The organism is Pseudomonas sp. TE36184, from assembly GCF_054060055.1.
In genome coordinates this window covers 1,211,256-1,236,111 of sequence record NZ_JBSSCU010000001.1, presented here as the reverse complement: position 1 = coordinate 1,236,111, position 24,856 = coordinate 1,211,256, and the positions used below count along the sequence as shown (strand labels likewise).

The following is a 24,856-nucleotide window of genomic DNA, read 5'->3' as shown; positions in this document are numbered from 1 at the left end:
AATCTTATAGGCAGGAGGCTGTGTGGCAAGCAAAAATCTAACTACCTTAGTATCGGCGGCTGTACTTAAAAAGGCCTTTGAGACGGGAGCGATTCCGACAGAAACCGATTATGGTGACTTGATTCGGTTGGCTGATATTGGTCGGCAAGCTGTTGGTTTCGATGAGGCGATGAAGCGAGTCGAGTCGCAAGCAACAGGCTTATTTTGGAAGGAGGGTGATCCGCTAAGGGTTCGGTTGACGAAATCGTCTACTAGTGGCGAAGATATCAGCGGACTCCAGATCACTCAAGACGGAATCGCGGTCAAAGTAGGTCAGGGCCTTGTTGTTGGTAAGGATGGTGTGGCTTTGGTTGCGACAGGGGCTCTTCAGGTTAGTGGTGGCGGTCTTAGTTTGCAGCTGGGTAAGGGCTTGACGCAGGACGGTTCAAGCTTGGCGTTAAAATTAGATTCCCCGAATAGCGGCTTGGAGCTTGGCGCAGGTGGACTGGCTATCAGTTTGTTGAAAGAAAAGTCTGGCTTAAGTACTGTCAAAGGGCTAGGTATCGCAATTGATGATAAATATTTAACTATCACTGACGTCGGTTTGGCTTTGACAGGAGGGGCGCTGGAGCAGGCCGTTAAGGATATTGGAGGAGCTTTAGCAATAGCAATCAAGTTGCTAAAAAACTATGAATTAAAGGATGAGAAGTTAGATTTTGGCAATACTTCAAAGGCTGCGAAGAAGCTGCAGGATGCATTTCTAGAGGCCTTGCACCTGGCCGCCAGCACCGCTGAAGAGGGCTCTCTTAAAGGGTGGGCTGCAAGCATGCGTGCGGCACTAACCGGTGCTAATGCCATTGGGCAGAGCGTAATGGTCGAATCCATGCTGGCCGAGGCAGCAAGGCGGAAAGCGCTAGAGGAGCGCATATTCTATCCCGCCGACGGTGCTAACGGTATATTTCTGGCGGTGCGTGTATTGGGTGCGGCGCCGGAGACTCCAAAGTCAAGTATAGATGCAGGCACTTGTGTTGTTGTGTTTAATGACAAAACAGCAGCGGTGGCAAAACAACTCTTCGTGGGGTTTGGCGGCTATTATCTTGCGTTTTCAGACGTTAATCCCGTCCAAAAAATCAATGATATCAACTTTATATTGCTGTCGGGGTCTGTTGATAGTCGTAGCGTCGTGTTTCATTTTAAGCCATCTACCTAATAATTAAGCGCTAATCTTTGGCTGTGTCGTTGGTTCTGGCGGACTAGATATTTACAGCAATACGCGAAATTACAATTCTGCTAGGCAGTTTGTTGCAGGGTTATTTAAGTGCGCGCGTGGGGTAGTGTTATGCGTGTGTGGCTGGTGGAACGTTACGTGGTGTGAAGGTGTGCGTCGGCTTGTTGCCGGCAAACTTAGGCGGACAGGCAGGCGAACAGGCAGTGTGCGCGTTGCCCTAAAATCATGAGGCCAATATATGTCAGCGGAAAAGCAAGCCACTATTGCAGAGATTTATCCTCTTGTTTCCCATCGCTTCAAGGTGAAGTTGGGAAAGGGGAAATTGGAGGGGCGCTTTAGCAGTGTCTCAGGACTCGAAGAGGGTGTAGAGGTCGTTAAGTACCAGGACGGCTTGGGCGGGCGTTATCAGCAGCCGGGCCAGTCGGGTTTCCCGACTGTGACGCTCAAGCGTGGCATCGTGCCTAAGCAAGGTGAGTTGTATGAATGGATGAGCAGTGTGGTCTTCGGTCAGTACGACAAGCAGGATGTGGAAATTTCGCTGCTGGACGCCAAGGATAACGTCAAATTGACCTGGACTTTGGAGAATGCATTTCCTACCAAGCTTACGGGGCCGAGCCTGGAGGCAACTGGTAACGAAGTTGCGTTTGAGGAAATTACCTTGGTGGGTGATGGGGTTCAGGTGCACTACGCGTCCTGATGATGGTGCATGCGGTAGCGGGATGCGAGCAGTAGCCTAACTTAGGGTAAGGAGATGACCATGGCCAATTATACAGTGCCGGGCGTGTACGTTGAAGAGCCGTTTAAGTTGTCATTATCGATTCCGTCGGGAGCGACATCAGTTCCGGTGTTTGCGTTAGATTCCAGCAACGTCAAGAGTGGGAGGGTCGGTGGTTCTGACACTTTAAATTTGGACGCCACCAAGATCGTCGCGCTCGATAACTGGCTGGATGTGCAGACCAAGCTGGTGGCAGTGCTTCCTCCTGGCGACGCAAGGGCGCAGGAGTATGAGCTGAACCGCAGTCCCGTTTACCTGGCGCTCAAGGGCTATTTCGATAACGGCGGAGGTCGCTGCTATCTCGTGCCTGTTGCCCAGCTCATCGATCAGGTGCCGACACTGGACGATGCCACGCTGATCGTGCAGGCGGGCGCTGATCATGCCGGCTTTGCAGCCGCGGTCGGGAAATTATGCGAGCCGGGGCAGACTTACTTCGCCTTATATGACGGACCGAACGAAAGCGCGTTGACCTCGACGACTGCATCAAGCGCTCAAGACAACTATTACAGCAACTCATTTGCCGCGGTCTATTATCCGTGGCTGCAGGCGTCAGTGCCGGGCAGTACCCCAGAAGCAAGAAACGATCTGGTCGATGTGCCGCCCAGCGCTGTGATGGCGGGAGTTTACTGTTCCGTAGATAACGAACGCGGGGTGTGGAAGGCTCCGGCGAACGTGGAGGTACGCGGCGGGCTGCGTCCAAAGTTCCCGGTCCCTGATGCCGTTGATGCTGTGCTTAATGCGCCATCGGGAGGTCACGCTATTAATGTTATTCGCAAATTCCGTGGCACTGGAACGATGGTCTGGGGGGCCCGCACGTTGCATTCCGATCAAGACACATGGCGGTACGTGTCCGTACGTCGATTGTTTTGCGCGGCCGAGCGCGATATCCGTATTGCGATGAGCGCTGCGCTGTTCGAGCCGAACAGCCAGCCGACCTGGGAACAAGTGCGTGGTGCGGTCACCAGTTATCTGCAACGACTGTGGAAGCAGGGCGCATTAATGGGCGATACGCCGCAGCAGGCGTACTTTGTGCAGATTGGCAAAGGCACGACGATGACTGAAGAAGATGTGAAGGCTGGGAAGATGATTGTGAGGGTCGGCATGGCGGCGGTGCGGCCAGCTGAATTCATTATATTGCAACTGACACAGGACGTGGCGCCGGGATAAGTCAGGGGTGTAGCGGCTCAACACGCGATCATATACCTAGCGCCTACTCAGGATGGGTTGGTGTCGATCAGGTCTAAGCAGTCAAATAAGAGATTCTAACATGAATGATTACAGATCGCCCGGAGTGTATGTTGAGGAATTGAATGCGCTGTCGCTGGGTATCCAGAGTAGTCCTACGGCAGTACCGGTGTTTGTGGGGCATTTTGATGATGCCAAAACCCCCGAAACTTCACCGGCTGTGCAGTGTGTGCGGATTGATAGTTGGCTAAGTTTTACTCAGGTGTTCAAATCAGACGCATCTCATACATTCGCTATCGACGTAGCACGCTCAAACAAGGCTCTGGCATTTGTTGGAGCTCACATTGGTGCTGCCAGTGTCCGATTGTTTTTCGAGAATGGGGGCGGCGCTTGTTATGTGCTGCCAATCAATGAATTCAATGTGGCTCATGTTGACGCCATTGGTGCGGCAATCGAGTTGTGCCCGGACATCACCTTGTTGTGCTGGTGTGAACATCGTAACTCGGCGGATGACCAAAAAGTCGTTAGCGCTCTGGATAAATTGGTAGGCAGGAGTTCGTCGGGCGGTATGCAAAGTCGGTTCTTGCTGACTGACGGATTACTTAATAACGACGCTATCAGCGCTCCTGAAGTTCTGAATAAGCAGCACGCAGCAGCTTATTTTCCGGCATTACTCACTACATACCGGTATGTGGAGGATATTAACAATGTCTCCGTCAGGGGCATCACTGGCATTGGCCTCGATCCACAACCCAGCAATATTGCGGCATTGCGCGCAGCTTGCGACAAGTTAAGCACTAGTATTAATAGCAAGGGTATAGACGTGATATCGGCTGTCGACGCTACAATTGCGAAAGGCGGCGCACAGGACTGGCGTTCCCGACTGGCGAATATTAAAAGCCAGGTGATTAATGGGGAGCCTCTGGTCGCCGCTGAACTTACGGAGGAAAGGTACCCAAATATAAAGTCCGCTTCTGCGCTTTTGAAAATAGTCACAGAATATAGTGAATTGTTTGAAAGATTTACTGCCGCCCAAATACTTCTTTCTAAGGTAGTAGCGCTTGCTAATACCCCGGTTATCTTACGTGCCAGCGTCGCTATGGCCGGCGTTTATGCACGTGTGGACCGTGAGCGCGGCGTTTGGAAAGCGCCCGCGAACGTGGAGTTGAGCGGTGTGGCAGGGTTGGTAGCTGTAGGAGTTAATTCCACTAAAGAGGTAGTGACCAGCATCCGCATTGACGACGCATATAACGACAAGATCGTTAAAGCACGTGTTAACGCCGTGCGCGCATTCACCGGACGTGGTCACATGGTATGGGGGGCTCGCACTATGACTGAGGCGACCGACCTGAACTGGCTCTACGTACCGGTTCGGCGGCTTTTCAGTACGGTGGAGCGCGATGTTCAAGACGCTTTACGTGCCGTGGTGTTTGAGCCTAACAGTCAGCCTACGTGGGTCGGTGTGCGCTTGGCTATAAGCCAATACTTGAATCGACTGTGGAAACAAGGGGCTTTGGCGGGTGCAACGCCTGCGGAATCCTTTTTTGTGCATGTGGGGCTTAACGAGACGATGACTGCGGACGACGTGAGTCAGGGACGTCTGATTGTGCGTGTAGGCTTGGCCGCGGTGCGCCCAGCCGAATTTATTGTACTGCAGTTGACTCAGGACATTGTCGCTGTTTAGCGCCGTGCAACTCAGCGGGCGCGGGAATTAAAGGGGCCCGTGGCCCGAGTTCATTGCCCCAGCAACCGTCAACTTTCTGTTCCGGTTGATCCATAGGAGTTTCAAGATGCACCAGCAGAGCCACGATGGGCATAAATTCCCAGGTATCACTATTGCCCCACAGCAGCAAGGGGGGGAGGTCGAGGCGTGGCCGGCTGCGGTACCTGTGTGGGTCGGCTGGTATGAAGCCTCTGAGCCCGTTAATGAGGTGGTGTGGAGATTGGTGTCGTCGTGGGGCGACTATACCGTGCAGTCTAAGAGTCAACTGTGGTTCGGCGTGGAGGCTGCTGTGAGGTTGTACTTTCTTAATGGCGGCGAGTTTGGATATGTAATGCTGCTACCTCTACCCAAATTAGGTTCGTCGGTACCTGCCGATCAGGTAGCGCAGCAGGCGCAATTGCTTGTGGAGTTATTAGGGCGGCCGAATCATTGGATCAGCGCCTTGCACGAGGATCAAGTGAGTCTAATCACTCTACCATTGTTGCGTGAGTGGTTCGAGCCCACAAAACCGTTGATCCCCCTGTCAGCGGACGAGGTGGCACAAAATTATGTAAGTGCCTGGACCGCAGTGTTGCGCGCGACGACTGAGCGAGCCGATTGGTTTTTTGTTGTGGATAGCCCCTTTGATTTGAAAGTAACCCAGGCATTCGCGAAGCAGTTGCTTGTGGAGAATCCGTGGCGCTCGCGGAGCGAATATATGGCGATATATGGCCCGCATTTGGAAATCCCCGGTCAGCACTTTGCTGGGCCTAGTGGAGCGGTGTGCGGTGTAATGGCGCGAGTAGATGCTGAGCACGGAATTTGGAAAGCGCCCGCCAATGAAGTTGTTGTAGGCGCGTTAGGCGTTACGTATCGGGAGGATCAGTTACTTACAGGAGTTACGGGCTTCGAGATGTCGCTAAATTTGATTCGTCGTGTGCCCGGGCAAGCTCATGTAGTGAAGGTATGGGGTTGCCGCACTTTGGCATTCCATACCCATCCACACTGTCGCTACATTCAAGTGAGACGCACGGCGACGTGGGTTGAGCAGCAATTGCGAGCGATCTGCCAGTTCGCTGTATTTGAGCCCAATACGCGGCTGACCTGGTTGCGTCTGCGCACATCCTGCGAAGCGTGGCTGCGTCGATTATGGGAGGAGGGGGGCTTGATGGGGGTCGAAGAGTCCCAGGCGTTTTTGGTTGAGGTGGGGCTCGGCGAAACGATGACGATGGCTGAGGTCAATGCGGGGATCATTCGGGTCAAAGTGGGCATTGCAGTTTTGCAGCCGGCGGAATTTTTGGAGGTTCATATGACGGTGATGCACGGGCAGTCTGTCACCAGTGGACTGCAGCAGGTCACCATGACATTTGAGGAGGGAGTATGAGTATTGCTCCGGATCAAATGTTGTTGTCCCATCGGTTTCATGTGTACTTCGAGGCGCAATTGCCGGGTATGGCACCGAAAGCGGGTTCCAAACTCTCCAAACTTGCATCTTTGAGCCGTATCCCTGTGGGTTACAGTCCTTTGGATGTTCGCTTTCAGAGCGTTTCGGGTCTTGGCAGGGACCTTGATGCCAAGGCGTTTCACCAGGGGGGTGAAAACGTCGGAGATATCTATTTGCCGCAACACGTTTCCAATAAGCCGCTCGTCCTTGAGCGGGGGATTTTGTCAAAGTTGCCGAGTACGGTGATGTCTGGACTGTTCGAAAGTGGGCTTGGTTATTTTCTCAATGGGTACGCTGATATTCAGGTGGCGCTCATGGACAGTGCTGGGCAGCCGGCGTGCCTTTGGTACGTCCGGGATGCAATGCCCACGAGCTGGAGTTTGGGAAAGTTGGAAGCAGCAAGTAATAACGTGCTGATTGAGACGATGACGTTTTCTTATCGCTGGATAAAACAGGTGCCTGTCAGATTATGACTATCGAGATCCGAGAGTTGATCATTGAGGCGCGCGTGCTGCCCGATGAACATGGCGCGGGTTCGAAGTCGCCGCGCCCGCAGACATCGAGCCTGGATAGTCATGTCCAAGCACGTTTGGTTGAGCAGGTCGTTCGGCGAGTATTGCGTATCCTCGAAGACCGACGGGAGAGACTGCAATGATGGGGCTTGCGGGAGTCACGGAGCTAGGTGAAGCGTTAGGCATCCGGTTGGAGAAGCTCACGATTGAGCAAAAGATCGCGCCGGCCAATCGGGTGAGGGCGATGTATAACCCGCAAAGCCTGCAATTGCATACCAGCGCAGAGTACGCGGTTGAGCGTGCAATTGGGGCAACGTCCGACACGTTAAATTTTAAAGGCATGAAGTACGGTGACCTCGTGCTTGAGCTGATTCTGGATGCCAGTCGGCCTGGAGTACGCGATTCGGTTACCAGTCAATTGGCCCAACTTAGGAAAGTGTGCTTGCCAGCTAAGGGCGCGTCTGGTTCGTATGCGGACCATTTATTAAACATCAGTTGGGGGCGTATGGATTGGCTCGGCGAGCCTTATTGCGTGGCGTACTGCACGTCGATGGGTGTGGATTATACGTTATTTGGCCGCAGTGGGCGGCCAATGCGGGCTACGGTGAAGCTCGAGTTGAAAGTCCAGCCGGCCGCCGCGGACCAAAGTATTCAGGTAGCAGGTGGGGGGCCTAAACGGGCGATCAACAATCTGCGCGACAAGTTAGGTATTTGAACCCCGGTGCGTAGTGCCTGTGCGGCACGACTCAGACGCTATGTCGATGAGAGAGGAATGAAATGTCTTTTTTTGAGGGGATCCAACGCGCGGTACCGTCGACGCTGGCTGCTCCAGGAGAGGGGGCGTCAAAGATCCCATCGTCGGTAGGTGATGCTTGTGACGTGCGCGTGACCGTGGACGGGGTTGTGTTATCTGACGTCTTCAAGGGAGAGTGCATGGTCACCGGCGTTCATACTCGTTTTGCAGTCAACGAGGTGCCCAGCGCACTTATCACTGTCGCGGTCATTGAGCCGCATACTCCCACGGCCAGCGGTCGCATTCTAACCGAGCTTGCCCAGAAGTGTCGCGTATCGGCATCGACATCGATCCAGGTACGTGAGGTCGGAAAGACTGCGTGGATTCCGCTGTTTTCGGGAGTGGTCGAGCAGGCGGCATGTGAGGTGCTAGCTGGATCGGCGGTGGTTGAAATCAAGGTCAAGCATGAACTGGTGCACTTGCAGTCGAACTTTTCAGGCCGTTCGTTTCAGAGCAAGTCAGATGCCGACATTTTGAAAACGCTGTTAGGTGTGGCCGTCATTCAGGCCGATAAAAGCCATAGTCTGACCACTAAGCGTGACCAAACCATTCATTGGCCATTCGGCGCTTCGGTATGGGAGTTCGCCAAAGCTTTGCTTTGGCGCAATGGCGTATGTTTTTGGCCTGAGGTGAAGGGCGGCCGGGTCGCGCCTGTCGGGTGGTGCAAGGACGTGGTGAGTGTGCTTGGCGACAAAGATCACGTCGAGCAATTGAGCTGGAAGCAATCAGCTTTACATGCACCAAAATCGGTGTGGCTTGAGCAGCACGATGTGCAAAAACAAGCGGGAATTAAGGTGCGAGGCGAGTCAGTGTTGCACGGGCATGGTTGTTTCGATGTGAGCACGATCAAACCTCTCACCTCGGCCGACTCGCATTTGATGGACTGCGGCTGGCCCGCGCCCAATGGTGGGGCTACGTCTAAGGGCCGGGCGAATGGGTTAATTTTATCCTCTGAGATTCAAGCTGCGCGCGGCACTGTGGTGTTGCGTGGCTGCATGATGGGGTTGGTTGGTGCAATGCTCAAGCTTGAAAAGTTCGAGAAAGGGCTTTGCGGCGAAGGACTGATTACGGCAGTTGAACATGAGTTTGACGCACGGTTAGCTGACTGCAGGACCACGTTTTCTGTGGGTCTGACGACGCAGTCTGCATCGTGGGTGGAGGTTCCTGCCCCCGGCGGCACTGTGGTCGGGCGTGTATGCGCCTACGACAAGACGCATTCGCGCCAGGGTTGGAACGAGGTGTGGGTCGATGTGGCTGGGATTGAAGGGCAGGTGCGAGCACGGTACAGCGGTGCGTATGCGTCCAAGAGTGCTGCGATGTGGCTGTATCCACAAACCGGCGACGAGGTGCTTCTTTGCACGATGGCGGGAGACCCGTGCAGCCTAGTGATGATAGGGGCCATGAACAACCCGGTAAATAAGCTCCCTGAGGGCTGGACAGTCATAGATAACGACAAGCGCGGCCTTGTCTTTCACAAGGGCGATGCTTCTTTGGGACTCAAGTTCGACCAAAAGACACAGCACATGGAGTGGGGTGTTGGCGCAGGCAGTAACTTACAACAAATCACTGTGGACGCCAAAAAGGGTGTGGCGTTTGACGTGAAGGCGGGTGAGTTTTCCGTCACGACTGCCAAGGGGGGGATTTCGCTGAGCGCCAAAGAAAAGGATGTACAGGTGCGTGCGAAAAGCCACCTGACATTGGGCGGAGATCAAGGCGTGGCGGTATCCAGCGATAGGGGGGCAGTGAAGATGAGCGGCAAGACCACCATGGCCCTATCGGCCGAAGACGTAGTGCTTGCGGCGGGGCAAAGCAAAGTTGATCTGACGCAGGTGTCAATATCGATGAAGGCCACCTCTGTCACTGCCAAGGGTACAGAGGGCGTGTCGTTTAACGGCGGTCCAACCTCAGAGCTGTCGCTTAAAAGTGTGGGTGCGGTCCTGAAAGGACCAAGTGTAGAGATTGACGGTCAGGCCAAGGCGGATGTGAAATCGCCGATGACCTCACTCAAACCATAAAAGGAGGATCACCGAATGGCGACAAATCAACAAGGCGGCTGGCCATTTCCTCCGTCGTTTGTACTGGAGCCAACTGCGTATGACGGGGAAAGTCCGAGCAGCATTCAATTGGTGGATGGCGACGTTGGAATAACTCAGAGCATTAGCGTGTTGTTGCAAACCCAGCCCGGTGAGCGTGTGATGCGGCCCGCTTATGGCTGCGATTTGGAGTCGGCCATGTTTGCCAATATCGATGAAGGCCTGGTGGCCCATGTGACGGCGCTGATTTATGAAAGCATTACATCATTTGAGCCACGTGCGCAGGCGCTGCAGGTAATAGTGGACAAGGATACGAGGTATGAAGGGCACTTGCAGGTAACCATTGTATACAGACATGTGGAGACCGGTTTAATGGGACAACTGCGCGGAACGCTCAATGTAGCGGAAGGGGCTCGAGGGACATTCCAATGAGCGATCAACTAGTGGTGCAGGGGGATATGGTAAAGCTCAATCCCACGTTTGGACCGATGTTGGTCAATGCACCGCAGGCTCCGATCACCGCGATGGTGCCGACTAATATCGGTGGCAAGGCGATCTGTGTAATGGGCGACGAGAAAATGGTTCAGATCAGTGGGACTTATACGAAGGGGCAATTTATCACGCCCGGAATGGGCATTGCGAAAATCATAGGGCTGGCTCCCAATCAACCACAGCCTTGGTTGCAGGTTGGTGGCAAACCCGCGTTGTGTAAGGGCGCGCAGTTTCAAGTGATGTTTACACCCATGCAACCGGCGATCGATCCCTCCACCGGTGCTCCGGACCCGATGGTTCCAGCGATGGGGACTGGTATGTTTATGGCCACTGAAGTTGGGGTGATGGCGGGCTAGTACTTATAGGGAGCTTGTAAGAGTTTAGAGTTCGCTCGCAAGAGGCAGGGAGACGAAAAACCATGACACAAGAGAATAACGTAAAAGAATCGTTTGTTTTGGACGAGCGCTCTGTGGCCTATCGGCTGGATGCAATACGGGTCTATGGCCAGCAAGTATCAATGGGGAACTCGGACAGGATGACCTGGGCGCAGTTGATGTTCGGTTCGAAGGCGGGTCAGGAAACTGAGCCATTCGAATGGATGCAAGTGCGTCAGCGTTGCCTAGATTGGTACCAAGATCCGGGGCGTGCCGATGGCACGCTTGCTCCTGAACAGGCATTTTTACTTGCGTTATTGGGCATATTGGAGGCGCCCAGTGCTGCCTTTAATCGGTTTCCTGCACGCTTTCGTGATCTATATTATCGGAATCTTCTGGGCCTTATGCCCACGCCCGCGCAGGCGGATCAAGTCGTGGTGCAATGGGGCTTGGCGGAAACTGTCAAGGAACAGATCATTATGGCCGGCCAGTTACTGGAGGCTGGCCAAGACAGTCAAGGCCATGCGCTGCAGTATTGTGTAGATCGACCGATTGTGGTCAACCACGCGCGGTGGACTGACCTGCGTTGGTGTGTACCGGATGATCTCTGCCGAGGCAAACAACGTGCACAGGTGGCGTTCGAGGAAGGGGTAGGTGTGTGGCCGGCTGAAGGACTGCGTTTGGGCGCGCTCGCACGCAAGGTCAGTGGCGATGTGGCATCGACTGCGGTTGATCAAGACGTCATCGCATCGCGTTTTATTGGTTCGCCGCTATTGGCGGCGGCTAGTGGTGAACGTGTATGGACTTTGACCTTCGAGGCTGCAGTTCCGGCATTGGACGCCGCTATTAGCGTAGAACATGTATGGCAGCCGATGATGGCCGTACGCGACTCCGGCAAGTCCAATGTGTGGGCCCTGCGCTTGAGCGATGAGACGGGCGTACCGATGGAGCTCACCGAACTGGAAGGCTTGAACGCCGTGACTCCGCTGTTGCGCTTGCGTCGGGTAGACGGTGAGCCCATTGCACGAGTGGAGTCGTTGTTGTTGGAGGTACAGGGAGCGACGAATGTCCGCTGCATCACCGATGAAGGGGATGAGATTCAGGCGGGGTTACCGTTCGGAGAGTCCGCGTCCGCTGGGCGTGGGGTTAACTTCGTGTCTCCTGAATGGGTGAGATTGGGGGCACAGCTCAACGAGGTCATAATCACGCCGAACTGGGTTGGGCTACCGAGTCAGCCGTTCAAAATTTGGTACGGAGGCTACCGAGTTGGCGAGCATTTTGACGACAAAAAACATTTATTTACAGGGGATGAGGTCCCAAGCACCGCTTTTTCGGTGAATATCATTCCCATGACAAACGAGACGCCTCTCGGGAGCGCCACCAAACCTCTTCCTCTCTTTAAGCAGGAAGAAGGACAAGCTCCGTCCGGTCTGCCATTAGCCATATCTCTGAATGTAGAGTCACGGTTTGCGACAACAGTGGTGCCCGATAGCGCAACAGCAGCAGATTGGCCTTGGTATCTGCGTCTGAGTCTGGCGCAATCATTTTACTCAGAGTTATATCAACACCATCTTAGCTTGCCGCCAGGCACCATCCTAAATACTCAGAAAGTAACATCAACCTCGACCGCTACGCTGGGGGATAAGGAGACTGTGATTACACAGGTTACCGACATGCCCAGCAGCACAATTGTCGAACCGCCGACTTGGAACCCTCCTTATCTGCCGCAGTGGCAATCCGTGCGTGTCGATTACACTGCGAGCGACAAAACCGTTGAACACCAGTTCGTCAGCACGCCCTTCGGCTGGGCGGCCACAGATGACGCTTATCGTGGCGGGACGGCCGACATCTATTTGGGGGTGGATGGAATTGAACCTGGCCAACTGCTGAGCCTGTATTGGTTGCTGAAAAGCCCTGGCCCTGTACAGAACATCAGATGGGAGTACTTGGCATACGGTGAAAGTTGGGTGCCGCTAGGTAATGAGTTGTCGGATGAAACTGCAGATTGGGAAAAAAGTGGTCTTTGGTCGCTGATGTGGCCTGATGATGCATTACACAACGCCAAAGGCATGCCAGCCGGGCGTTATTGGTTACGCGCTCGGGTGAAAACTCCATTGCCGCAAGAGGGCGTACCGGCACTGCCGCGCTTGATGGGGTTAGCGACCAATGTGAGTGTGGCCACGCTGATTGCCCCAACAGAGGTCGATGCCAACCATTTCCTGCAGCCGCTGGCAGCAGGCTCTGTGACCCATGCGCTCAATGCGCCTGACGCGGTGCAGCAGGTTACTCAACCTTGGGTGTCAACTGGCGGCCGCCCACCTGAATCTCTGGAAGATTTTTACGCGCGGGTGGCCGCACGGCTGCGGCATCGTGAGCGAGCACTCGACACTTGGGATCTGGCGACGTTGCTGCGCGAGCACGACACAGGGATTCGTGAGGTGGCCGTCTTGCCGCAGCCGCGACGTGATAACGCGCGGGACGGCACTTTGCCCCAGGAGTTAGTCGTGATGCCGATGGTACTGGGCAACGATAGCGAAAACGCCTTGCGCCCAGTCTACAGTATTGCGCATTTGAGCGCATTTGAGGCGTGGTTGCGGGCGCGGACTTCACCTTGGCTGACGTTTACCTGCAAAAATCCGCGTTACCGCTCGGTGCGGGTGAGTTGGACGATCAAATATCAGATGGGCATTAGCCAGTCGTATGGCGACCTGCTCGTGCGCGACACGCTGGAGCGCGAGTTTCGCCCATGGATGAGCGAGGAGCAGGCGGCGACTACCGTTATCGGCAAATCGCTGAGTCGTCGGATAGTCCGCGCCTGCATTATGCAAATACCTGAGGTCAAGCAACTGACGGCATTGTTGATTGACGGAGACGATGGCACAAAGACCCCTCCAGGTGGTGTGGTGGAACACGACGAAATTGCAGTAGTCGAGTGCGTGCCCTTGGCGTATCACAAAATGGCGATCCGTATTTGGGCAGCGTCGAAATACGGGCAGGTGGTTCGTCTGTCTTCCGGGACAGGTGTTTTGGTGAATGTAGAAGGCTGTGATGAACCGGAAAAAATGAGCCTCTACGACGTCGACACGGGGATATCTATTTCACTGTCGCCCGATCAAGTAAGCGCCAGGCAGGGTAAGCACCTTACAAAAACAATTTCCCTTTCGCCCGACGTAGCGCCGCCTCGGTTTCAGATCAAGGTGCCGCTTGGCCTCCACGGGATTTTCCGCATCGGCGTGGCGTGGGAGACAAAGACCGAGTTGCTACGTTCAAGTCGTATCGGGGAGTGGATCACCCTCGAGGTTCAGATGCCCGACGATTTTCTGGTGTAATTTCTCAACCCCTTCCAACAGGGACATGATAGATGACTGACATTCCATACGACGACGTGGAAGAACCCGTCGATTTCGAGGCGCTCTGGGGAACTGTACAAAAGGCGCTGCAGTTGTATGCAGGAGCACGTTGGACGGAGCGCAGAGAACACGACCCCGGCATCACGCTGCTCCAGGCCTTGACCTTCAACGTTGCGGACCTGTCATTTAGGCAGAGCTTCCCACTGGTAGATCTACTTACACCGGCTTCTACACTAGCCCACTCGGAAGGCGCATTTGACACGCAACGCCGGGTAGGACACGGGGGCAGGAGCCCAGGTATCTTTGCGCCAGAATTTGGCCCGGAACATGCGCTTACATGTGGGCCGGTGACTTACGAAGACTACCGCAAAGCGATCCTCGACCTAGTGGTAGATATTGAAGGTAAGAAACGCTTTTGTTTTCGCGATGTGCAGATACTGCGTGAGGACTTCGCACAGCTAAATGAAGGTTCTCCTGACACCCGGTACCGTTACGTTTACATGGAAGAACCGCCAGCCCAAGGGCGCGGGGTAGACACCAATGTTATTGATCCGCACAGCACATTCCGTTTTGTGTCGCAGAAAAGCGATCCGGTTCTCCAAAATGCTATGGTGGTATCCGGAGGATATCGGCTGTGGTTAGCCTGTGCGCCCGGTGTGACCCGAGCACAAGCGGAACCCGTTCTAGCAGACTTTCTGCACGCTAACCGCAATCTATGTGAGGCATTCAGCCAAATTGACTACCTCACCGATATCCCCGTTACCTTTAATTTGACGATTGAGGTTGAGGATGACGTGGTGGATTTCGCCGCATTACTCGCCCAGATTTATCAGGCGTGCTCGACTGTACTACTGACTCCGATCGAACGACGCAGCGCGGAGCAACGACTAGAGGATGAGGTGGCGTCGGACATATATGTGGGGCCGCAGTTAAAGCATGGATGGATCAAGTTCCTCGCGCCAACGATTGCGGATGGTAAGAAGTTCACGCAGTCGCTGACTCTCTTGCAGGTGGCGATTGAAGGCATCACAGGGGTGAATCATGTCGCCAGCATCAGCGCGACGTTGCCCGGGAAAAATCCAGCGAGCTTTCTTGAGTTTACTCTGGATGAACTGACACTGCCCGTACCTTGGGCCTTGCTGGCAGCCGGAGCCAACACATTGGCGGAGCTGCTCTGTCAATCGGTCGTCCTGCGCAAGCGTGGCCGCGTAATTGCAACTCATTCGGCTACGCATCAAGTAGCAAAAGCCTTAAGCGCGCTTTTCGATCCCTTTGAGGCCCCGCCCGAGGAGGTTGTTCGTCAGGTGCCTTATGGGCAATACCGCGACCCCGGGCAGTACACGGGAGCGTCAAGCTTGCTGCCAGCGGTTTACGGCATGCAGGCGGATGCTGATTCATTGAGTAAAGATGCTAAGAGTCTATTGCGATTTTTACTGCCACTAGATCAGTGCTTAGCCGACGAGATGGATTTGTTGCGCAAACTGCCTTGGCTGCTGTCGTTTGACCGCCGTGATCCACAGGCCCGGTCTCGCGGTGGTCGTTGGCAAGTGTTTGACGCGGACAGCCTACCAAGCGAACAGCTCAATGCAGTATTAACGGCTAATGAGCAGGCTGCTCTTTCACAGCTTGTGGCCGTCGGCGCGAAGGCAGGTGATAAAGAGCTTGAATTGCTGGACTATTTGCTGCGCTTTTTTGGTGAGTCGCGTACTAAGCGTGTTTCAGTATTGCAGGCGGCCAACACGGGCGGGAGCCAGGAAAATGAATTCCTCAAAGTTCAGCAAGGTTACTTGGGGGCGATTCCGACGATCGCCTACAAACGCGCGTCGATTCAAATTGATATGGTCTCAGCGTTACAGCAACGTTTGTCTGCCCGTTTGGGGGTGGGAGCTACGCTTTTTGCCGCTTCTCCTGACTTTGCGCTCCTGCCGTTCTATGTGATTGAACATCGTCAATTATTACCAAGTGTGCCCTCCGAAAAATTGTTGACCCAGAGTTGGAAAGCCGTGGCTCGTGCTCAGATGATTGAGCGGTTGGGTGACAAACCAGGTTATTTGTACTTGGCGCTAGAAGAGGGGGATGGTTTGCAGTCCGGGCAGCTGATTCAGTTGCGAAATGGTACTTCTAGACCCATCGTTGCCAACGTTATTCACCGCTGTTGGGCTTTTGGGGCGCCGACCGTCAATGGTAATGACGAGCCTCCTCCCCCTAGCTCGTGGGCCAAAGATCCAGCATTGAAGGGTATGACGATCGTTTCCATCGACTTGGCTCAGCATGATCGGTTGAAATGGAATGCTCAGGGTTTAGTCGAGGATTCCAAGGTCAATACGCCTCCATGGCAGTGGCAGTCGAGCGAGATTTGGCTGAAACGCGTGGTCCATCAATTGGCGTTCAAGGAACCCTGGCCGACGGCCCCTAAAGAAGATGCAACGTTGGTGGTGCAGCAGTCATTTCCGCTGGAATGGCGTGAGCCTGGTAAGTTGCCCAAGAGCATCCTTCTAAAGGACCGTCGGATCTGGAATGTTTTGGAGAAAGCAATTTCGGAGCCATTGCCCGATATTGAATTACTGGTGTTGGATGGCGGTGTGGACCCGCTGCTAGGTACGCTTAAAGTAAAGCTAAAAACTGGCAGTAAATGGCCGACCCCTGCTCAACAACTTAATTACGGGTGGGTCGCTGATTACACGAATGATGTGTTTTCGTTCACGCTAAGCATTGTGATGCCCCGCCCCTGGCTGGACGCATCTCACGACGACCCGTATGCGACGGACCAGTGGGTGCAAGACGTCATCCGCGACACAGTGCCGGCGCATATCGTGACCCATGTACATTGGCTAACAGCTCGGGATTTTCAAAACTTCTCAATGTGCTACTCGCGGTGGCAAGCAGCTGGGCGGCCTGCCGGGGATTTGTCTTACACGTTGCTACAATATTTGTCGATTGGCGAGTTACCCGTCGATCATCGCACTGGGATCGGTTTTGTGCGTGTGGCATCCAAAGATCGAAGTGATAACTTGGCGGCGGCATTGAAGAGCGAAACGGTCAATGCAAATCGGATGATAATCGCGGATCAGTCCCAGGTGATCTATGTGAAGGATGCATCCATCCCCGCAGTCGATTTACTCAAGTTTTAGCGTGTGCCGTTGGCTGGGTGAGGCATAGCACGCCCCTTGCTGAGGGGCCTTGGTCTGCGGGCAACGAGCGTGCCGGTTCAAAGTAGATGGCACGCGAACGGAGAGCAATAATGCACCGAGTACGCGTAAGGTTCTCAATATGTCGATAACAATAGAGCGTTTACGTATGGTACTGCGCACTCAACGTTTGAGTGCACAACCTTTGCAACAGCGTTGTAGCCTTTGGTTTCATCAGGAGTTTCGCGACCAATTGGAACGGTGTCTCGTCCATGTACAACAGGAATTAGGTGGCGGTTCGCTAGTATTGGACACGCTGCGTTTGAATCTCGGTGATATATGCGCGCAGCGATTCGAGCATGACCTCGGCGAACGAGCGATCAAAGCGTTAGCGCGTGAGTTGGCATTGCACGTTGCAGTGAGCAGAGTTGACGATGCACAGGCACAGGGGACGCAGAGTGAGCTTCAAGCGGCTGCGCCTAGCCCCGAGATGGCGGATGCGAGCTTTGCATTGTTGCTAGCCTATCTGGACACTGGTCGGCGACATTCGACGCTCCTTTGGCTGCCTCCCTCCAGCCCAAGTCAGTGGCTGCATACGCAGCTCGATCGGTGGCAGACCTATGAAGCTGCGTGGCAGGGCCGCATCGAATTCGCGTGGCGCTGTCTAGGTAGCCTGAGCAGCAAACGCTTGGGAGCCACGTTTAACCCTGCGGTGTTGGCGCGAGTGAGCCGTTGGCTATTGGCGACGGTCCCTGCCGCAACAAGGTTGGGTCTTTCTGATCGCCAGGCCAGCGCCTGGCTGCCACTGGCCGCCGTCCTGGTGTTGCAGCGCGACACTGCGAGCGGCCAGGCAGTGAGGCGTCGGATGAGCCAAGAACGATGGTATATGGCCGATGCGGTTCACCTCGAGGGAAGTCCGTCGCATAAGCAGCGCTTGCGGCGTCAAGGTAAGAGTCCACTACAGGGGCCATTAGATGCGCTGGGACGGTTGTTGTTGGCCGAGCCTTTCACTGAAGCGAGTCTGCTGGCAATACGGCTCCTACTATCTCGGTGGACGTCGTTTAAACATCTCCAGAGTGAAGAGGGCGAGTACCTGCGTTCGATGTTAGACGCAGCGGTTCACCATGGCATTGAGGCGGAGCCGTCAGTTGGCCCACTAACTCATGCCGCGCCAGCCAACGAGAAACGGGAGGACGCCTCAGGCAATAGGGCAACGGCCTCTGGCAAGTTGGCGCATCCGCAGCAGTCGCTTCAGTCAGTCAGGACTACCCCATTGGCGGCAGATGGCCTCGAAGATCTGGTCCTGTCGGGCGCAGGTATCGTATTGCTGTGGCCGTTACTGCCTGACTTGTTCGAGGCGCATACGCTTATCGATTCGTCCGGGTTTATCGATGAGGCTGCACAAGTGCAAGCGGTGATGCTCTTGGACGCTTTGGTATGGGGCGATAGTACGCTGGGCCTTTGGCGTCTCGAAGAGTTTTGCTACTGGTGCGGGTTTCCCGCCGAACGCATCTTGCAGGCCCCGGATACTTGGCGGACATTCGACAGCGGCCAGCAAGTGCAACTGGATGCATGGCTTGAAGGCGTGCTCGCCCAAATCCCTGGATTGGATGGGTTTGACGCACCAGCCCTTCGTGCATTGTTTTTGCAACGTTCTGGCCAATTGGAGATCCGTGACGCGCGGGTACAACTGACCCTCAACACGCAAGCTCAAGACGTCTTGTTGCGCGATTGTCCGTGGCCGCTTTCGCACCTGACGCTGCCTTGGCTACCTCTCGTTGTATCTCTCAAGTGGCGGGCACTATGACTTTATTTGAATCACCCACCGACAGAACCATGGGCCAAGGCCATGTTATCTCATCGCCGCTGGACGCGCTTGCACCCTGGCTGGAAGTGATCGATATGATTGTCCAACGCTATTTTGCGGCTCAGCAAGCGCGCGGAGATGATCGCTTTAATATTGAATCAATTATGATTCCCATGGATGTGCTCGAGTCAGCGGCGTATGTACCCAGAGGGCGGCCTAAATGGCTTGATGCATGTGCCTCGGAGTCCAATCCCACAGACGTATTGCCGCCCCTGCCTGAGCTGTTGGCGGGGGTAGTGCAGCGCTTTGGCTTGAGAGAGTTTGATGTTCTCGCGATTCTGCTCGGCATGATGCCGGTGTTGGAACCCCGCTATGGCGCATTGTTGGCGTATATACAGGGCGACGAGCAGGCGTTATGGCCGCATATCGACTTAATTTTATCGTTGTTCAGTGCACCAGGTGATCGTGTGCAACATCGCATGCGGCTAACTGCGGCAGATCAGCCTTTGCGTTACGGCGGGCTGATACACTTATCGGAGCGGTCTGGGCGGACTTCGAGTCGGGAGGATGTACTGTATATATGCACCGCAAGTTCGGTCGTAGGATATCTTAGCACCGGGGTAGTACCGTTATCTCAGAAGATGGTGGATGTTGGTCAATGGTTGACGCCTATGGCGCCGAACGTGCTGGAACTTTCAGCAGAGTGGCGACGCTTCGGTACGGACCTGCAACAGTTTTGTTTTGGGCAGGCAAGTGCCACAACGCCGGTGGTACTGTTGGAGGGAGGAGAGGGGGGCGACAAGATGTTAGCGCATGTCGCCGCAGAAGCAGGGCGCCAGGCCTTTTTAGTTGACCTTCAATCGCTGCCCGAAGAAGCAAACGAGGCGTGGCCGGTGCTGCTCGAGGCATTGCATGTGACGCGGTTGAGTGCGGGTCTGTTGGTATTCAAAAACTTCACAAGCTTTGAACAAGCACACCCCAAGCTTCTGCGTGCGTTGGATGTGCGACTGCGTACGCATGGTGAGCCGGTCGTGGTGTTACTGGCCGCCGATGCTAATGGGTCTGGGTTGCGTGAATTGCCACGGTTAAAAATGACCCTGCCGCGCCAGTCGGCTCAAGACGATATAGCTGCCATCGGCGTGGCGTTGCTTCAATGCGCCGAGGGCCTGCCGGCTACGAGTTCCCCTGACGATTTGCCCCAGTTACTGAAGCGAACGCGCGTCGACCTTGATACGCTCAATTATGCGGTTCACGAAGCGCATTGGTACGCTCAGCAACGCGCGCCTAGCGCGGCGTTAGATGGGCAAGACATCTATCGGGCCCTGCGTTCAAGGGCGCTGCAGCAGTTCGGTCCGCTCGCCCAACGTCTGGAGCCTCGTCGAGGGCTGTCAGACCTGGTCATCAGTGAAGGCTTGCGCGAGCAGATGGACGAAATCCTGGCCGCCATCAGTCATCGGGATGACGTGCTCAACCGAGGGTTTGCGAAAAAAATCTCCTACGGGGTGGGCGTCAGCGCATTGTTCTACGGGGACTCGGGTACCGGTAAAACCATGGCTGCCGAAGCGCTCGCCTTTGAGCTCGGGTTAGACCTGATTCGGGTAGACCTGTCGACCGTAGTCAATAAATATGTCGGCGAAACTGAGAAAAACCTGTCGAAAATCTTCGACTTGGCGTTGGCCGACACAGGAGTGTTGTTGTTCGATGAGGCTGATGCGTTGTTTGGCAAACGAAGCGAAGTCACCAGCGCCCATGATCGTCACGCAAATATCGAAGTTTCCTACCTGTTGCAACGGCTTGAGCATTATCCAGGCCTGGTGGTGTTATCGACCAATAATCGGGCTCACCTTGATGGCGCGTTTACCCGTCGACTCACCTTCATGGCGCGCTTCGAGTCACCTGACGTGGCGTTACGCACTCAGATGTGGGAGCAGATTTGGCCTGCCGGGGTCGATCGGAGCGCGGGTATTGAGTGGGCTGATCTAGCCAAGCGTGCCGAGCTGACGGGGGCAGGCATCCGCAACGTCGCGCTTTTAGCCAGTTGGCTCGCAGCGCGAGCCCAGCGCCCTGTCGACATGGTCGACATTGAGCGGGCAATGCGTCGCGAACTGGGTAAAACCGGGCGCCTAATGTCTCGTACCTAATGGCCAAGTTTACCTCTTAGCGGTGGGTAAAACTTGGGTTCGCTGTATATAGATTCTATAAGGTGAAAAATAAATGGCCGATTCTCTTCCAAGCAAAGTATCTGATGTGCGTATTTTGGAACTGAATGAACAAATCCAGGGCGCGTTGTTGTCCTATGTAGACATTGCCGAGGGACAGATTCGCTTTGATATGCCGGACAAAGACCATCCACCTGACGCGCCTACCATCTGCGTCTTCTTGTACGACATTCAGGAAGATATGAAGTTGCGGCATAGTCTGCCGGGTATCACCCGATCGGCGGCCCCCAGATATGTGGCAGTGAAATGCTGCTATTTGCTGACCTATTGGGATCCTCTTAAGGAAACCGTAGTGGGGCCTCGAAGTCAGACGATGAAAGTCATGAACCAGATGCTCAATGCCTTGCTGAATCTGGAAACTGTACTGCTCAGCAAGACTGAGGAGGGAGAAGATCCGAGCGTGCTAACCCGTGTGATTGAGCCCTCAGAGCAGTTGGCGGGCTTAGGTAACTTATGGCAGTCATTCGGTGACAAACCGCGATTGTGCCTCAATCTGGCAGTGACCGTACCGGTCAAACTTACGCAGGTAGAGGATACAGCGCCGGCTGTCTCGCACCTTCAGTTGGACACCCAGTTGGGTGCAGTGGACGACTCGTCTGCCCACGCAGTGATACGGGCATTCAACGTGGAGTTGATCAAACAGGTGGTTCCCAAGACAGCGCTGGAACGTGCCCAGCTTGAGAAGCTGCAGGTTACGGTTTCACCTGATACGAGTAAGGCTGCTAACAATGTCAATCAGTTGATCATTAAAATCGTTGGGACGCTTTCGCCGTCGTTATATAAGCGGCTGAATAGTTCAAACATTAAAGTGTATGCAGAAAATCTTTCTGCAGGCGTTAAGTTAAGCTTGAATGTGGATGGCTTGAAGGCGAGTGAGAGCGAGGTGATCGAAAAGTGATTTGCTGCGACGAACTTATCAATAAGTATCTTTGATTGTGTCGAAGTTTTACACCTCCGAGGCGGCGTAGTATTGCGTTCGAAATATGATAGACGCCTGTGGGCGGAATGCCAGTTTGTCCCGCCAAATCGCACCGTTTGGAAGCAACAACTCAAGGAGCCGCAAGCATTATTGCTTGCCCTAAGGAAATCCTGAAAAAGACTTCCTGATTTGGCAAAATCCCCGGACACCAATCGCCGAGCTTTTCAATGAAGCAAATGACCTTCGCCGATGCCGAGTACGCCGGTAAGCGCAAGCAGACCCGCAAGGAATTGTTCCTGATCGAGATGGATCGGGTCGTACCCTGGAAGGGTTTGATTGCCCTGATCGAACCTCATTACCCGAAGGGCGAAGGTGGTCGTCCGGCCTATCCTTTGATGGCGATGCTGCGGGTTCATCTCATGCAGAATTGGTTCGGTTACAGCGATCCTGCGATGGAAGAAGCGCTGTACGAGACGACGATCTTGCGCCAGTTTTCCGGTCTGAGCCTGGAGCGGATCCCAGATGAAACTACCATCCTCAACTTCCGTCGCCTGCTGGAAAAGCACGAGTTGGCCGCTGGTATTCTCGGCGTGATCAATGGCTATCTGGGCGACCGTGGCTTATCACTGCGACAAGGCACCATCGTCGATGCCACGCTGATTCATGCGCCCAGTTCGACCAAGAACAAGGATGGCAAACGCGACCCGGAAATGCACCAGACAAAGAAAGGTAACCAGTATTACTTCGGTGCCAAAGCTCACATTGGTGTCGACGATGAGTCAGGGCTGGTGCACAGCGTGGTGGTCACTGCGGCCAACGTCGCGGACATAACCCAAGTCGACAAACTGCTACACGGTGCTGAGAACGTGGTCTGCGCCGATGCAGGCTATACCGGTGTCGAAAAGCGCGAAGAGCATGCGGGACGCCACGTCATCTGGCAGATTGCATCCCGGCGCAGTACCTACAAAAAACACGGTAAACGCAGCGCGTTGTACAAAGCGATGCGCAAGATCGAGAAAGCCAAGGCCCAGGTTCGCTCCAAGGTTGAGCATCCATTTCGGGTGATCAAGCGTCAGTTTGGTTATACGAAAGTGCGCTTCCGAGGCTTGGTGAAGAACACTGCTCAGATGGTGACGCTGTTCGCCCTGTCAAACCTTTGGATGGCGCGTCGATATTTGCTCTCCAGCGCAGGAGAGGTACGTCCTTAATGAGGGAAATAGCTGCTGCGAGGCGCGTGCAGCGACAAAAATGGATGGAATAGGCGGCAGACTTGATCGATTCTGAACGGCTGCCGTTTTTTGAAAGCACCTATGGCTCAGCAGTCGAAGAATAGCGGCCTACTTCAGACAATCCCTAAGCGAATCTACGCAGTTTTAAGTATGGGCGTTACACTCCCTAAACTCACCTTTAATACGGTAATTACGAATTTACGGACCGTGTGGGATGGCGTGATAGCCATTCCTCGCGCGACCAAAAGAACGGCGCCATCAGATTTTTGATCGGTGAGACCGGCTTAGGGATTTGGGGAGCAATGGAACCGTGCGACCTGAGGTCGTCTAAATTTCTGTTTTACTGGAGAGTTTTTCTCCTGATGAAACCGGTTGTTCCATCAACCGTTTCCTACCTGGACATGCGGGGCTGGTAACAGCTCGGTGTGAAGCTCCGAGGACAATGTACCCGCCAATTTTCGGTACGCCTACCCGCGAGGGAAAGCGGAATCTACCAGCACAAAGGTGGTGAGGGGCTAGGAACGAGATGTAACGACCAACATATGTGAGCCTCTGTTGAACGTCGTCATGATCAACAAGCCAAATGTGCTGACAGGCTTGAACCAAAACGGTACGCGGCCAGGTATGAACCTCTTGATTCCTGGGTAATCATGGACAGCGGGCCGCCGCCGAATAGGAGGGGGTCGCCCCGCTCAGAAATTCAGACGGAACAGGGTAAGCCCGTAGCGCCGCCGGAAACGGCAGGCGAACCGTAAGGAGCGCTGTGGGTGTTGCGGGTAGAGGAATACGGAAAAAGCGAAGGCTGGCCTGTAATGGGCAGGATACGGTCTGAAGCATTGCTCGACGCGAAAGTGGGCAGACTTCCGTAGGGTCATTCATGGCGAGAGAACTTGATTAGTCAGTACTTGAAGGAAAGCAGATGACGGCTATGGCTAGCGCTGTGAAAACAGAGGCGATCGGTACTGGTGCACCTTCGCACGCTGAAAGGATGTGGCTTCAGGCAAGACACGATCAAACGCTGGCGCATCCGTCGATCCACTACGGATGACCTGAGGGATTTTTCTCGCAAGTACAACGCCGTGATTCGAGGATGGATTGAATGCTACGGTAAATTCTGGTAAAGAAACTTCAGCTATCTATTGTGGAGCGCGTTGCAATCGCGCCCGCTCAAATGGATGAAGAACAAGTACCGAATCTCTATACGTCAAGCGGAGCATCGGCTGCGTCTTGTTCGAAGAGAGAATCCGGAGCTGTTCTTTACTACGCGCATCGAATGTGTGATCAAGAGCCGTATGACGGGAGACTGTCACTTACGGCTCTGTGAGCAGCCGAGGGGTGAAACTCCCTTCGGCTGACTAGACTTGCAGAGGCGTTGCGCAGCGGCAAACGGGCGGCGGCGATTATGAGTTTGATCAGTCTGCGCGGCTGAATGGGCATGATCCGTACGCGTATCTGAAGGATGTCCTTACGCGCCTGCCGACGCAGCGGGCGAGTGAAATTGATCAGTTGCTGCCGCATAGGTGGCACCGGTCTAATCACGCAAGGCGTGATGCCCGGACGCATACGCGGAAAGCGGGTAGTAGCGGCTATGAGTTTGGTTTAGTCAGCCAAGCTCCGTGGGCGCGACACTTATATCTATATTGAAGGACATCCTCACTCGCCTGCTAATGCCAGGAGCAAGTGAGAG

18 protein-coding genes and 1 pseudogene are annotated in these 24,856 nt (G+C 54.4%); all 19 read left to right on the top strand.

From position 1 onward, the window contains the following. The first annotated feature begins 22 nt into the window (after positions 1-22). Positions 23-1,189: a hypothetical protein gene (locus ACVWZP_RS05500; protein ID WP_457369506.1), complete on the top strand. Its 1,167-nt coding sequence runs from the start codon at positions 23-25 to the stop codon at positions 1,187-1,189. A 256-nt stretch (positions 1,190-1,445) separates the two neighbouring features. Then, positions 1,446-1,904 carry a phage tail protein gene (locus tag ACVWZP_RS05495; RefSeq protein ID WP_457369505.1) on the top strand — a complete coding sequence of 153 codons (459 nt, stop codon included), beginning with the start codon at positions 1,446-1,448 and terminating at the stop codon, positions 1,902-1,904. Between the two features lie 60 nt (positions 1,905-1,964). After that, positions 1,965-3,149, top strand: a complete 1,185-nt coding sequence (locus tag ACVWZP_RS05490; protein ID WP_457369504.1) for a phage tail sheath family protein — start codon at positions 1,965-1,967, stop codon at positions 3,147-3,149. 100 nt (positions 3,150-3,249) lie between these two features. Next, positions 3,250-4,851: a phage tail sheath family protein gene (locus ACVWZP_RS05485; protein ID WP_457369503.1), complete on the top strand. Its 1,602-nt coding sequence runs from the start codon at positions 3,250-3,252 to the stop codon at positions 4,849-4,851. A gap of 106 nt (positions 4,852-4,957) precedes the next feature. Further along, on the top strand, positions 4,958-6,253 hold the full coding sequence (locus tag ACVWZP_RS05480; RefSeq protein ID WP_457369502.1) for a phage tail sheath family protein: 1,296 nt from the start codon (positions 4,958-4,960) through the stop codon (positions 6,251-6,253). Beyond that, positions 6,250-6,786, top strand: coding sequence for a phage tail protein (locus tag ACVWZP_RS05475; protein WP_457369501.1), 537 nt, complete (start codon positions 6,250-6,252; stop codon positions 6,784-6,786). Before ACVWZP_RS05480 ends, ACVWZP_RS05475 begins: the two co-directional genes overlap by 4 nt. Beyond that, on the top strand, positions 6,783-6,968 hold the full coding sequence (locus tag ACVWZP_RS05470; RefSeq protein WP_457369500.1) for a DUF5908 family protein: 186 nt from the start codon (positions 6,783-6,785) through the stop codon (positions 6,966-6,968). Before ACVWZP_RS05475 ends, ACVWZP_RS05470 begins: the two co-directional genes overlap by 4 nt. Further along, positions 6,965-7,540, top strand: coding sequence for a CIS tube protein (locus ACVWZP_RS05465; RefSeq protein ID WP_457369499.1), 576 nt, complete (start codon positions 6,965-6,967; stop codon positions 7,538-7,540). Before ACVWZP_RS05470 ends, ACVWZP_RS05465 begins: the two co-directional genes overlap by 4 nt. Before the next feature lie 62 nt (positions 7,541-7,602). Further along, entirely contained in the window at positions 7,603-9,633 is a 2,031-nt protein-coding gene (locus ACVWZP_RS05460; protein ID WP_457369498.1) for a hypothetical protein, read from the top strand. A 15-nt stretch (positions 9,634-9,648) separates the two neighbouring features. Then, the gene (locus tag ACVWZP_RS05455; protein ID WP_457369497.1) at positions 9,649-10,083 is read left to right on the top strand and encodes a GPW/gp25 family protein; all 435 of its coding nucleotides are present in this window, start codon (positions 9,649-9,651) and stop codon (positions 10,081-10,083) included. Beyond that, positions 10,080-10,499: a hypothetical protein gene (locus tag ACVWZP_RS05450; RefSeq protein ID WP_457369496.1), complete on the top strand. Its 420-nt coding sequence runs from the start codon at positions 10,080-10,082 to the stop codon at positions 10,497-10,499. Before ACVWZP_RS05455 ends, ACVWZP_RS05450 begins: the two co-directional genes overlap by 4 nt. A gap of 62 nt (positions 10,500-10,561) precedes the next feature. Further along, a complete protein-coding gene (locus ACVWZP_RS05445) occupies positions 10,562-13,846 on the top strand; it encodes a hypothetical protein (protein ID WP_457369495.1) in 3,285 nt (1,094 codons plus the stop codon). Between the two features lie 32 nt (positions 13,847-13,878). After that, on the top strand, positions 13,879-16,998 hold the full coding sequence (locus ACVWZP_RS05440; RefSeq protein WP_457369494.1) for a hypothetical protein: 3,120 nt from the start codon (positions 13,879-13,881) through the stop codon (positions 16,996-16,998). Between the two features lie 139 nt (positions 16,999-17,137). After that, positions 17,138-18,802, top strand: coding sequence for a contractile injection system tape measure protein (locus tag ACVWZP_RS05435; RefSeq protein ID WP_457369493.1), 1,665 nt, complete (start codon positions 17,138-17,140; stop codon positions 18,800-18,802). Continuing rightward, the gene (locus ACVWZP_RS05430) at positions 18,799-20,943 is read left to right on the top strand and encodes an ATP-binding protein (RefSeq protein ID WP_457369492.1); all 2,145 of its coding nucleotides are present in this window, start codon (positions 18,799-18,801) and stop codon (positions 20,941-20,943) included. Before ACVWZP_RS05435 ends, ACVWZP_RS05430 begins: the two co-directional genes overlap by 4 nt. A gap of 73 nt (positions 20,944-21,016) precedes the next feature. Continuing rightward, the gene (locus tag ACVWZP_RS05425; protein ID WP_457369491.1) at positions 21,017-21,919 is read left to right on the top strand and encodes a Pvc16 family protein; all 903 of its coding nucleotides are present in this window, start codon (positions 21,017-21,019) and stop codon (positions 21,917-21,919) included. Between the two features lie 248 nt (positions 21,920-22,167). Then, positions 22,168-23,148 (top strand): IS5 family transposase, encoded by a 981-nt coding sequence (locus ACVWZP_RS05420; protein ID WP_153337036.1) that lies wholly within the window; start codon positions 22,168-22,170, stop codon positions 23,146-23,148. A gap of 986 nt (positions 23,149-24,134) precedes the next feature. After that, complete coding sequence (locus tag ACVWZP_RS05415; protein ID WP_457369490.1) at positions 24,135-24,290, top strand: group II intron maturase-specific domain-containing protein; 156 nt, start codon at positions 24,135-24,137, stop codon at positions 24,288-24,290. A 242-nt stretch (positions 24,291-24,532) separates the two neighbouring features. Then, a pseudogene (locus ACVWZP_RS05410) lies at positions 24,533-24,693 on the top strand (transposase domain-containing protein); the annotation flags it as partial. Between the last annotated feature and the right edge of the window lie 163 nt (positions 24,694-24,856).

Coding starts and splice junctions, on each gene's coding strand:
- ACVWZP_RS05480 (WP_457369502.1), top strand. CDS start 4,958: ATGCACCAGCAGAGCCACGATGGGCATAAATTCCCAGGTATCACTATT.
- ACVWZP_RS05425 (WP_457369491.1), top strand. CDS start 21,017: ATGGCCGATTCTCTTCCAAGCAAAGTATCTGATGTGCGTATTTTGGAA.
- ACVWZP_RS05485 (WP_457369503.1), top strand. CDS start 3,250: ATGAATGATTACAGATCGCCCGGAGTGTATGTTGAGGAATTGAATGCG.
- ACVWZP_RS05450 (WP_457369496.1), top strand. CDS start 10,080: ATGAGCGATCAACTAGTGGTGCAGGGGGATATGGTAAAGCTCAATCCC.
- ACVWZP_RS05470 (WP_457369500.1), top strand. CDS start 6,783: ATGACTATCGAGATCCGAGAGTTGATCATTGAGGCGCGCGTGCTGCCC.
- ACVWZP_RS05455 (WP_457369497.1), top strand. CDS start 9,649: ATGGCGACAAATCAACAAGGCGGCTGGCCATTTCCTCCGTCGTTTGTA.
- ACVWZP_RS05475 (WP_457369501.1), top strand. CDS start 6,250: ATGAGTATTGCTCCGGATCAAATGTTGTTGTCCCATCGGTTTCATGTG.
- ACVWZP_RS05435 (WP_457369493.1), top strand. CDS start 17,138: ATGTCGATAACAATAGAGCGTTTACGTATGGTACTGCGCACTCAACGT.
- ACVWZP_RS05420 (WP_153337036.1), top strand. CDS start 22,168: ATGAAGCAAATGACCTTCGCCGATGCCGAGTACGCCGGTAAGCGCAAG.
- ACVWZP_RS05445 (WP_457369495.1), top strand. CDS start 10,562: ATGACACAAGAGAATAACGTAAAAGAATCGTTTGTTTTGGACGAGCGC.
- ACVWZP_RS05440 (WP_457369494.1), top strand. CDS start 13,879: ATGACTGACATTCCATACGACGACGTGGAAGAACCCGTCGATTTCGAG.
- ACVWZP_RS05430 (WP_457369492.1), top strand. CDS start 18,799: ATGACTTTATTTGAATCACCCACCGACAGAACCATGGGCCAAGGCCAT.
- ACVWZP_RS05490 (WP_457369504.1), top strand. CDS start 1,965: ATGGCCAATTATACAGTGCCGGGCGTGTACGTTGAAGAGCCGTTTAAG.
- ACVWZP_RS05495 (WP_457369505.1), top strand. CDS start 1,446: ATGTCAGCGGAAAAGCAAGCCACTATTGCAGAGATTTATCCTCTTGTT.
- ACVWZP_RS05465 (WP_457369499.1), top strand. CDS start 6,965: ATGATGGGGCTTGCGGGAGTCACGGAGCTAGGTGAAGCGTTAGGCATC.
- ACVWZP_RS05460 (WP_457369498.1), top strand. CDS start 7,603: ATGTCTTTTTTTGAGGGGATCCAACGCGCGGTACCGTCGACGCTGGCT.